This is a genomic window from Tissierellales bacterium, from assembly GCA_035301805.1.
In the GTDB taxonomy this organism is placed as follows: domain Bacteria; phylum Bacillota; class Clostridia; order Tissierellales; family DATGTQ01; genus DATGTQ01.
On record DATGTQ010000133.1, the window covers coordinates 17,827 to 28,781 of the forward strand.

Below are 10,955 nucleotides of genomic sequence, written 5' to 3' on the forward strand. Positions count from 1 at the left end.
AGTGAAAAGAAAAGATGATTATAAAGAAAGAAGAAAGCATTTAGCTGATTTAACAGAAGATGAATTAGAAAGAAGATTTTGGCAATTGGCCTATGAAATTGTTGATCCTTTAGTAGAGTTAGCTCATAAAAATACTTCACCCTCTATTGAAAGGTCAGTTCTTTTACGAATGGGTTTTTCTAGTATTGAGTCAAAGGCAATTGTAGATGGAGCTTTAGATAGAGGTCTTTTAGGAAAAGGCGCTGGTAATTTAGTTTATAGATTAGCACAGGAAAAGAATATGGAAATAAGAGAGGTTGGATTAAAATTATCTGAAGGTAAAATGTGGGATGATGTAACTCGTATATTTAAGGGAGGTGTAAATAGTGGAGCTTAAACCTAATGAAAAGCTAGATATAGAGAATGTTTTAAAGGATTTGGATAAGTATAGACCTAGAAGAAGAGGATGGACTTGGAGAGAAGAAGCAGATAAAAAGCAAAAAATAGGGGAATTTGAATATTATGATATGTCTAAACCTTTGAACAATAGCCAACCATTACCCGCTTCTAAATCTTTTGATTATATTGATCCTCAATCTAAAAATATTATTACTACAGAAATAGCATCTGGTAGATTTGAAGATGACATTCGTCGAATGAGAATGGCTGCTTGGCATGGTGCAGATCATCTAATGGTTATAAGGACTGCAGGTCAAAGTCATTTTGATGGCTTAATAGAAGGAACTCCACAAGGAGTAGGAGGAATACCTATAACCAGGAAACAAGTACGAGCACAAAGGAAAGCTCTTGATTTAATAGAAGATGAAGTAGATAGACCATTAAATTATCACTCCTATGTAAGTGGTGTAGCTGGGCCAGAAATTGCAGTTATGTTTGCTGAGGAAGGTGTAAATGGTGCTCATCAAGATCCCCAATATAATGTTTTATATAGAAATATTAATATGGTAAGGTCCTATGTAGACGCAGCCTGTGCTAAGAAGATAATGGCTTGGGCTGATATGGCACAGATTGACGGAGCACATAATGCTAATGCTACTGCTAGAGAAGCATGGAAGGTTATGCCTGAACTAATGGTGCAACATGCTATTAATTCTGCTTTTTCGGTTAGAGTAGGAATGAAACCAGAAAATATATGTTTATCTACAGTACCACCAACAGCACCACCAGCTCCATGTATGAGGTTAGACCTACCTTATGCTGTGGCACTAAGGGAGTTATTTAAAGATTTTAAAATGAGAGCACAAATGAATACTAAGTACATGGAGTCCTCTACAAGAGAGGCTACTGTAACTCATGTATTAAATTTATTAATTTCTCAATTAACTAGTGCAGATATACAATCTACAATTACACCAGATGAGGGTAGAAATGTGCCTTGGCATATTTATAATATAGAAGCTGTTGATACTGCGAAGCAGGCTTTTGCTGGTATGGATGGCCTAAATGAAATGTTAGAAATTAAAAGAGACGAAGGAGAACTTGCAGATAAAGTAAGAGAATTAAAAGAAAGAGCAATATTATTTATGGAAGAAATAATTGAAGTTGGAGGCTATTTTAAAGCTGTTGAAGAAGGTTTTTTTGTAGATTCTGGTAATTATCCTGAAAGAAATGAAGATGGAATATCAAGAGAAATTGATGGAGGTATAGGAGTAGGGACAGTTATTGAAAGAGAAGAAGATTATATGGCACCAGTTACAGCTCATTTTGGCTATAATAATATAGCTCAATATAGTGAAGAAGCTATAGACAATCCATCAAAATTAATAGGTGGCTCTACTTTTGAAGTTCCAGATAAAATAGTATATATTGATGAATTGGATGAAAATGATAATGTATATATTAGATTAGAAGAAACTAAGGATTTGAGAAATATATCTTTACTTAAACCAGAAATGGAATGGTTAGGAGACGGTATAGTACACATGACTATGTTTTTACCTGCTGAGGAAAGAGTTGCTGAGTTCGCTGCAATAGAAATTGGTAGAAGACTAAACCTTGAAGATGTGGAAGTAATACATAAAGAAATCATGCAAGCAGCAGAGGGTACAAGAGTTGAAATAAAAGGAAGAGTTCCTTTTACTATAGATATTGATGATTTAGTTATACCTCCAAAACCAGAGATAATGACTGATGATGAAATCAGGGAGGATATTGATAAATATCCAATGAAAGTTGTTGCAGCCACTGTTGGAGAAGATGAGCATTCTGTAGGATTAAGAGAAATTATAGATATAAAACATGGTGGAATAGAAAAGTTTGGTATAGGTTGTGAGTATCTAGGTACTTCTGTCTCTGTAGAAAAATTAGTTGATGCAGCTATAGAAATAAATGCAGATGCAATTTTAGCTTCTACTATTATTAGTCATGATGATATACATTATAAAAATATGAAAAAATTACATGAATTAGCTATAGAGAAAGGTATAAGAGATGATATTATTATAGCAGTTGGTGGAACTCAAGTTTCTAATGAACTAGCTATAAAGAATGGTGTAGATGCAGGTTTTGGTAGAGGGACTAATGGTAGTCATGTGGCTACATTTTTGGTAAAAAAGAGAAGAGAGATGAAAAATGAAAGTTGATATATTAGTTGGAGAAATAGGTAGCACTACTACAGTAGTAAATGCTTTTGACAATGTAAAACTAGATCCGAAATTTATAGGCCAAGGTCAGGCCCCCACTACTGTTTTAGAAGGGGATGTAAATATTGGGCTTAAGGAAGCAATTGATGATTTAGCTTTAAATTTAAATGTGAAGAAAGTAGATTATAAAGACCTAATAGCTACAAGTAGTGCAGCTGGCGGTTTAAGAATGACGGTCCATGGGTTGGTATATGATATGACTGTAAGGGCAGCTAAAGAGGCAGCTTTAGGTGCAGGTGCTAATATAAAGTATATTACTGCAGGAAAGTTAAGAAAATCAGATTTAGAAAAGATAAAAGAAATAAACCCTAATATTATACTTCTTGCTGGAGGAGTAGACTATGGTGAAAGGAATACAGCTCTTTTTAATGGTAAATTGATTGCAGAGTTAAATTTAAAAATTCCAGTAATATATGCAGGTAATGTAGAAAATCATGATGAAATAAAGGAAATATTTAAAGATACTAAATCAGAGCTTTATATAGTAGAAAATGTATATCCTAAAATTGATGAACTAAATATTGAACCAACAAGAGAGGTTATTCAAGGAGTGTTTGAAAAACATATAGTTCATGCACCAGGAATGTCTAAAGTTAGGGATATGCTCACAGGCCCAATTTTACCTACTCCTGGGGCAGTTATGGATGCTAGCCAATTGCTTTATGATAATATAGGAGACTTATTGACATTAGATATAGGTGGTGCCACTACTGATGTTCATTCAGTAACAGAAGGTAGCGAAGAGATTTCTAGGATGTTAATAAGCCCAGAACCAGTAGCGAAGAGAACGGTAGAAGGAGATTTAGGTGTATATGTAAATATGCATAATATAGTTGAAGGAATAGGCAAGGAAGAAATAAGTAAGAAATTAGCCATTACTATAGAGGAAGTTGAAGAATTAATGGCTAATAATAGGCCAATTCCTAAAACAGATAAAGAAAAACATTTTGTAGAGATTCTTGCTACTTATGCAGTAGTTATGGCTGTACAAAGACATGCTGGGAAGTTAAGACACCTTTATGGACCTAATGGCAAAAATACAGTGGCAGAAGGAAAGGATTTAACCCATGTAAAATATATTATTGGCACTGGTGGACCTTTATCTAGATTGGATAATAATAAGGAAATTATGAAAAAAATTTCTTTAAGTAATAAAGGTCTTGAACTGTTACCAACTGGCGAGGCTGCTATTCTAATAGATAATAAGTATATTATGGCCTCTTTAGGGGTTTTATCTAAAAAGTATGAGGAAGCAGCATTAATATTACTAAAGGAGAGTTTGAATATAGAGTAAATAAAATCCAACATACCTAGGTATGTTGGATTTTATTAAAAATCTTAAGGATGGAGGGAAGAAATATATGAAATATCCAAGGGTAGAAATAAATTTAAATAAACTAATTCATAATACAAAACAAATAGTAGATCTTTGTAACAGCCATAATATAACGGTGGCAGGTGTTACAAAAGTATTTTGTGCAGAACCTAATATAGTTGAATCTTATATTAAAGGTGGAATAAATTATTTAGCAGATTCTAGGGTGGAAAACTTAAAAAAGATGAAATATTATAAAATACCTAAAATATTACTCAGAATACCCATGTTAAGTGAAGTGGAAGATGTAGTTGAATACAGCGATATTTCATTAAATTCAGAAATGAAAGTTATAGAAGCTTTGTCTAATGTAGCAGTAAAGAAAAATAAAGTACATAATATAGTGTTAATGGTAGATTTAGGAGATTTAAGAGAAGGATATTTTGAAGAAGATAGCCTGTATAAAGCTATAGAGTCAGTTTTAAAATTTTCTGGAGTAAATCTTATAGGGCTAGGTACTAATTTATCCTGCTATGGTGGGGTAATACCTGAAAAGGAAAATTTAAATAGATTAGCAAATATAGCTGAGAATATAGAAAAGAAATTTAAAATTAAATTAGACATAATATCTGGTGGAAATTCTAGTAGTCTTCATTTGTTATATGATAATAGCATGCCAGATAGAATAAATAATTTAAGATTAGGTGAATCATTGGTACTAGGAAGGGAAACAGCTTTTGGGAAAAAAATTGATGGAACTTATGGAGATGTTTTTAAATTAGTAGTAGAAGCTATTGAAATAAAAGAGAAACCTTCCAGACCAATAGGGAAAATAGGAATGGATGCTTTTGGGAAAACCCCTACTTTTAATGATAAAGGAATTAGAAAAAGGATGATTTGTGCCATAGGTAGGCAGGATGTTGAATTATCAGATATTAATCCAGTTGATGAAGATATTATTATATTGGGAGGAAGCAGTGATCACTTGCTATTAGATATAACTAATAGTAGAATAGAGTATACAGTAGGAGATAAAATAAATTTTAATATAAGTTACGGTGCAATTTTAAGTGCCATGACTTCTCCATATGTAAAAAAGGTTTATGTATAAAAATTAAGACAGGTGATTTAATGGATTTATTTACTTATGCTATGAAAAATAATTTAAAAAAGACAGCACCTTTGGCTGATAGAATGAGACCTGAAAATTTAAATGAATTTATTGGGCAAGACCATATAGTAGGTGATGGTAGGGTTTTGCAAAGATCTATAAAAGCAGATAGGCTTTCTTCTATGATATTTTATGGGCCACCGGGAACTGGTAAAACCACCTTAGCTATGATTATAGCCAATACTACTTCCATGATATTTGAAAAACTAAGTGCAGTTACCTCAGGTGTTAAAGATATAAGGGAAGTTACAAAGAGAGCAGAAGAGAGTCTTAAAATTAGTGGTCAAAGGACTATTTTATTTATTGATGAGATTCATAGATTTAATAAGGCCCAGCAAGATGCATTGTTACCCTTTGTAGAAAGGGGAGTAATAATATTAATAGGCGCTACTACTGAAAATCCATATTTTGAAGTTAACAAAGCTTTATTGTCTAGGTCCATGGTTATTAAACTTCATTCTTTAACAGATGAAAATATAAAAGAATTAATACTTAAAGCATTAAAGGATGAAGAAAAAGGTATGGGAAGATTTAATGTAAATATTGATAATGAGGCTATTGATTATTTAGTTCATGTTTCTAAAGGAGATGGAAGAATTGCATTAAATTCTTTAGAACTGGGGATACTTACTACATCAAAAGATTCTAAGGGTATTATAAACATAGATATAAATACTATTAAAGATTGTATTCAAGAAAAGTGGATACCTTACGATAAAGGTGGAGATGAACATTATGATACTATTTCTGCTTTTATTAAAAGCATGAGAGGTTCAGACCCAGATGCCACTCTTTATTGGTTGGCAAAAATGATAGCAGCTGGGGAAGATCCTAAGTTTATAGGTAGACGTATTATAATTTGTGCCTCGGAAGATGTAGGAAATGCAGATCCTAATGCATTATCAGTAGCTGTTGATGCTTTTAATGCAATAGATATAATAGGAATGCCAGAAGGAAGAATACCTTTAGCTCAAGCAGCTGTATATATAGCCTGTGCACCTAAAAGTAATGCTGCTTACAAAGGAATAAATAAAGCCTTAGAAGATGTAAAAAACAATAAAATAGGAGAAGTGCCAATTCATTTAAAAGATCAAAGTTATAAAGGAGCTGCTAAATTAGGCCATGGTAAAGGTTATAAATACCCTCATGATTATCCAGAAGGTGTTACGGAACAACAATATTTACCTAAGAATAAAATAGGAGTTAAATATTATAAACCAACTAAAAATGGTTATGAAAAAATAATTAAGGAAAGGCTAGATAACCTATTTGACAAAAAGGAATAACCCCTTTATAATAAAGTTTAATATATTGAAAAGTAATAATATGAAAACTATGAGGAGAAGAGTAGGTTTAAGTTATAGTTAAAGCGAGTTGGTGATGGTGGAAGACCAATACGAGGCTTATACTGAAGAACATCTCTGAGTTTCTAACCGAAATCTTTTTATATAGAAAGTAGATTTAGACGAATCACAATCGTTAACTGTGAATACTTAAGTGGCTATTTTATAGCAACTAGGGTGGTACCACGGAACCTTTCGTCCCTTATTTATATTGGGATGAGAGGTTTTTATTTTATGAATAATATTTTAATCTGGAAAGGAGATAGAAAATGGAAGGAGCTACTATTAGAGAAGTATTTAGGGAAACTCATAAATATTTAAACAAAGAAGTTGAAGTTCAAGGTTGGATACGAACTATAAGAAGTTTAAAAAAGTTTGGGTTTATAGAAATAAATGATGGAACATTTTTTAATAATGTACAAATTGTATTTGATGAAAGTTTAGATAATTTTAAAGAAATAGGGAAATTACCTATAAGTACCGCGTTAGTTGTTAAAGGTATTTTGGAACCTACACCGGAAGCAAAGCAGCCTTTTGAAATAAAAGCAACTGATATTGAGGTTGGGGCTACTTCTGAAGTTGACTACCCACTTCAAAAGAAGAGACACACTTTTGAATACTTAAGGACTATTGCTCATTTAAGACCAAGGAGTAATGCTTTTAATGCAGTATTTAGGGTTAGATCTTTAATTTCCTACGCAATTCATAAATTTTTCCAAGAAAGAGATTTTGTATATGTTCACACACCAATTATTACTGGTAGTGATGCAGAAGGTGCAGGGGAAATGTTTAGAGTTACTAATTTAGATTTAAAAGACGTACCTTTAGATAATGATAATGAAATAGATTTTTCAGAGGATTTCTTTGGTAAAGAAACAAATTTAACTGTAAGTGGTCAATTAGAAGCAGAAGCATATGCTTTAGCTTTTAAAAATGTATATACTTTTGGTCCTACTTTTAGATCTGAAAATTCAAACACTGCAAGACATGCAGCAGAATTTTGGATGGTTGAACCGGAAATAGCTTTTGCTAATTTAGATGACGATATGAAATTGGCAGAAGATATGATGAAATATATAATTAATTATGTATTAGAAAATGCTCCAGAAGAAATGGAATTTTTCAATTCTTTTGTAGATAAAGGGTTGTTGGAAAGATTAGATAACGTTGTTAATTCAGATTTTGGATGTATAACCTATACAGAAGCTATTGACATTTTAAAGAAATCAGGTGAGGATTTTAAATATCCAGTAGAATGGGGACTAGATTTACAAACAGAGCATGAAAGATATTTATCAGAAAAAGTATTTAAAAAGCCTGTGTTTGTAAAAGACTATCCAAAGGATATTAAAGCCTTTTATATGAGATTAAATGACGATGAAAAAACAGTAGCAGCTATGGACTTGTTAGTTCCTGGGATTGGCGAAATAGTAGGGGGAAGTCAAAGAGAAGAGAGAATGGATATTTTAAAATCCAGAATGGAAGAATTAGATATGAATGAAGAAGAGTACTGGTGGTATTTAGAATTAAGAAAATATGGTGGAGTAAAACATGCTGGATTCGGTCTTGGATTTGAAAGAGCAGTTATGTATTTAACAGGTATGAAAAATATTAGAGATGTAATACCTTTCCCAAGAACTGTTGGTTCAGCAGAATTTTAATAAAGTTGATAATTATATAAAATATAGATTAAAAAAGCTAGCAAGGGTTAATACTACTTTGCTAGCTTTTCACTATTTATTCTAGCCACCATTAAATAATATGTTTTTTAATGTGATGTTAAATTAAATATAATACAAGATTATTAGTGGCAAGATTGTTTTATGGAATTATACCAATATCCTATATGCAATTTTGCTAATTATTTTCACTATATATTTTGGATAGAGCAGTAGCTGTTTTGTAATAGTTACCTAATATATTTAATATGCCAAATTATGTACTAATATATTAAAAAAAGGACTAACCAGGTTTTTGTCTGTGAATATTTTTTGCCAATATGATAGAGCTATATTACTAGTAATTATTGTGTTATAGAAGGTACAACATAAATAAGCTTTTTGATTCTTATAAAAATTGTATATAAATAAGTTTATGAAGTTTTAAAATTCAGACTATTAATAAAATTAATAGATAAATAAATAATATTAATTTTATTAATTTGAAATATAATGTTAAAGCATGTAGTATATAGGATGGTAAAAGAAAAAGGGAGGTATTTAAAATGACTAAAGAAGAATTATTAATTAAAGTTAGAGAAGAAGCAGAAGGATATTTTGCAAGGGGAGAATTTTTTTGTTCAGAATCAGTTGTTCAAACAATTAATAATTTATTAGGTAAGCCTTACGATGAAAAAATTGTTAAAATGGCTTCAGGATTTCCTATAGGTATAGGAAAATCAGGATGCTTATGTGGTGCAGTAAGTGGTGGTGAAATGGCTTTAGGTATGGTTTATGGCAGAGTTCATGGAGAAGAAATGAATGAAAAAATGTTTCCGATGGCAGCAGGTCTACATGATTATATAAAGGATATGTACAAGTCTACTTGTTGTCGAGTAATAACTAGACAATGGGCAGGAGACAATTTCCAAAGTCCTGAAAGAAGGGAACATTGTATTAAAATAACAGGAGAAGTTGCAGCATATGTGGCAGAAAAGCTAATTGAAGATGGACAGGTAGAGGTTGAATAGATTGAGTTAGGTGGGTTAGAAACTATACTTTTAGCTGTAATAGTATTACAGTTAGGTTATTTTCTACAAAGAAATATAAAACTTTTTAGAAAATATTATATACCAGCTCCTTTTATTGGAGGTATTATATTTTCAATTTTAACTAGCTTAAATATCATAAATATAATTCCAGCTAATAATTTAATACCTATTTTTGTTTCTGGATTTTTTGTATCCATAGGGCTACGAGTAGATAGAAGGGTTTTTAAAAAACATATTGGAAATCAAATGTTCTTTTTATTATTAACAATAGTTATAGCTTTTGGACAAAATATAGTTGGTTTATTAGCTACTAAAATATTTGGTAGTGCACCATATAATCCTGTGATTTTAGGTTCTGCAGCCTTTTTAGGGGATCACACACTTATGAACACCTATCAAGGGTTAGAAGGTTTAGGAGATGAAACTATAGCTATATTTAAAGGAATATCTGTATTAAGTATATTAGTAGGAACAATATGTGGAGCAATTATGTTTAAATTATTCAGAAACAAGATGGATACTAAAGATACTATAAAGATTCCTGCACCTACTTTTAATCCAATGGAATTTTTAAAATATATAACAATTTTTTTAGGACTTACCTTTATAGGATTATTACCAGTAAAATTAGGTTTTGGAAAATATATAAATCCTGCTGGAGGAGGAGTATTAGCAGGACTAATATTCAATAATCTATTTTGTAATTCTAAAGAAAGAAAGCTGGAAAATCCTAAAATTAATTTACTAGGTAATTTTAGTTTGTCTATGTTATTAGTTTTAAACTTTATGTTACTAAATTTCAATACTATAAAAGCTTTATCTTTCAAAGACTATTTAATAGTATTGATTCAAGCAGCTTTGCTCATGCTATTTGCTTATAAAATAGTATTTAAATTATATAAAGAAAATTTATTAGCATTATATGTAGCCTCTGGAATAGTAGGATTTAGTATAGGATATCCACCGTCTACTATGTCAAATATCCAAGCTTTTACTGAACAAGAAGGGGCTATTCCTCCCGTATTATTTATAGTACCAGTAGTGGGGGCTTGGCTAATTACAATATTTAATCCTTTAATTATATCAATATTTATGTAGATAAAATGATTGTATTAGGTAATAAAATTACTTAATACAATCGTTTCTTTTATCATATGCTATAATATAATCAAGGGTTTTGGTTATATTTACTAATATTAATATTATAAAAGGGGAGATAATTTAAATGGATGTTTTAGATGCTATTTTTTCAAGAAGAAGTATTCGTAAGTTTACCGGTGAAGTAATTAGTGATAATAATTTACAAACCTTATTAAAAGCAGGTTTTCAAGCACCTTCAGCCCATAATTTTGAACCAAGGGAGTTTGTTGTAATAAAAGATAAAAAAGTTATAGAAAAAATTACAAAATTTCATGAATATGCACAAATGTTACCTAATGCAGGATGTGGAATTGTTGTATGTGGAGATAAAGAGAAACAACCTGAGAGAGGTTTTTTAGTAGAAGATTGTTCAGCTTCTATACAAAATATTTTATTAGCAGCCCATGGTCTAGGTTTAGGTGCAGTATGGTGTGGACTTTATTCTCAAGAGAAACTAACTAGTCCTATGTCAGAATTATTAGAACTACCAGAAAATATATTACCTATTGGTCTAATTGTAGTAGGAGAAAAAGCTGAAGAAAAAAGAGTTATAGATAGATATGATGAAAGTAAAGTGCATTTTGATAAATGGTAGTAGAGATAATATAACATAAGGAAATGATATTAATTTATT

General features: G+C 31.0%; 9 protein-coding genes and 1 other annotated feature. All 9 genes read left to right on the forward strand.

The features are described 5' to 3' along the window. Position 1 precedes the first annotated feature (1 nt). Positions 2-376 carry an ornithine aminomutase subunit alpha gene (locus tag VK071_06600; GenBank protein ID HLR34987.1) on the forward strand — a complete coding sequence of 125 codons (375 nt, stop codon included), beginning with the start codon at positions 2-4 and terminating at the stop codon, positions 374-376. After that, positions 366-2,582, forward strand: coding sequence for a D-ornithine 4,5-aminomutase subunit OraE (gene oraE, locus VK071_06605; GenBank protein ID HLR34988.1), 2,217 nt, complete (start codon positions 366-368; stop codon positions 2,580-2,582). Before VK071_06600 ends, oraE begins: the two co-directional genes overlap by 11 nt. Then, positions 2,572-3,936: a GlmL-related ornithine degradation protein gene (locus VK071_06610; protein ID HLR34989.1), complete on the forward strand. Its 1,365-nt coding sequence runs from the start codon at positions 2,572-2,574 to the stop codon at positions 3,934-3,936. The genes oraE and VK071_06610 overlap by 11 nt, the downstream gene beginning before the upstream one ends. Positions 3,937-4,003: 67 nt before the next feature. Continuing rightward, positions 4,004-5,068 (forward strand): ornithine racemase Orr, encoded by a 1,065-nt coding sequence (gene orr, locus VK071_06615; GenBank protein ID HLR34990.1) that lies wholly within the window; start codon positions 4,004-4,006, stop codon positions 5,066-5,068. Between the two features lie 20 nt (positions 5,069-5,088). After that, positions 5,089-6,414, forward strand: coding sequence for a replication-associated recombination protein A (locus tag VK071_06620; GenBank protein HLR34991.1), 1,326 nt, complete (start codon positions 5,089-5,091; stop codon positions 6,412-6,414). Positions 6,415-6,454: 40 nt separating this feature from the next. Next, positions 6,455-6,677, forward strand: a binding site (T-box leader). 63 nt (positions 6,678-6,740) lie between these two features. Then, positions 6,741-8,132: an asparagine--tRNA ligase gene (asnS, locus tag VK071_06625; GenBank protein HLR34992.1), complete on the forward strand. Its 1,392-nt coding sequence runs from the start codon at positions 6,741-6,743 to the stop codon at positions 8,130-8,132. A gap of 563 nt (positions 8,133-8,695) precedes the next feature. After that, on the forward strand, positions 8,696-9,160 hold the full coding sequence (locus VK071_06630; GenBank protein ID HLR34993.1) for a C-GCAxxG-C-C family protein: 465 nt from the start codon (positions 8,696-8,698) through the stop codon (positions 9,158-9,160). A 39-nt stretch (positions 9,161-9,199) separates the two neighbouring features. Then, on the forward strand, positions 9,200-10,279 hold the full coding sequence (locus tag VK071_06635; GenBank protein ID HLR34994.1) for a sodium/glutamate symporter: 1,080 nt from the start codon (positions 9,200-9,202) through the stop codon (positions 10,277-10,279). Positions 10,280-10,406: 127 nt separating this feature from the next. Then, positions 10,407-10,916, forward strand: coding sequence for a nitroreductase family protein (locus tag VK071_06640; protein HLR34995.1), 510 nt, complete (start codon positions 10,407-10,409; stop codon positions 10,914-10,916). Positions 10,917-10,955: the final 39 nt, after the last annotated feature.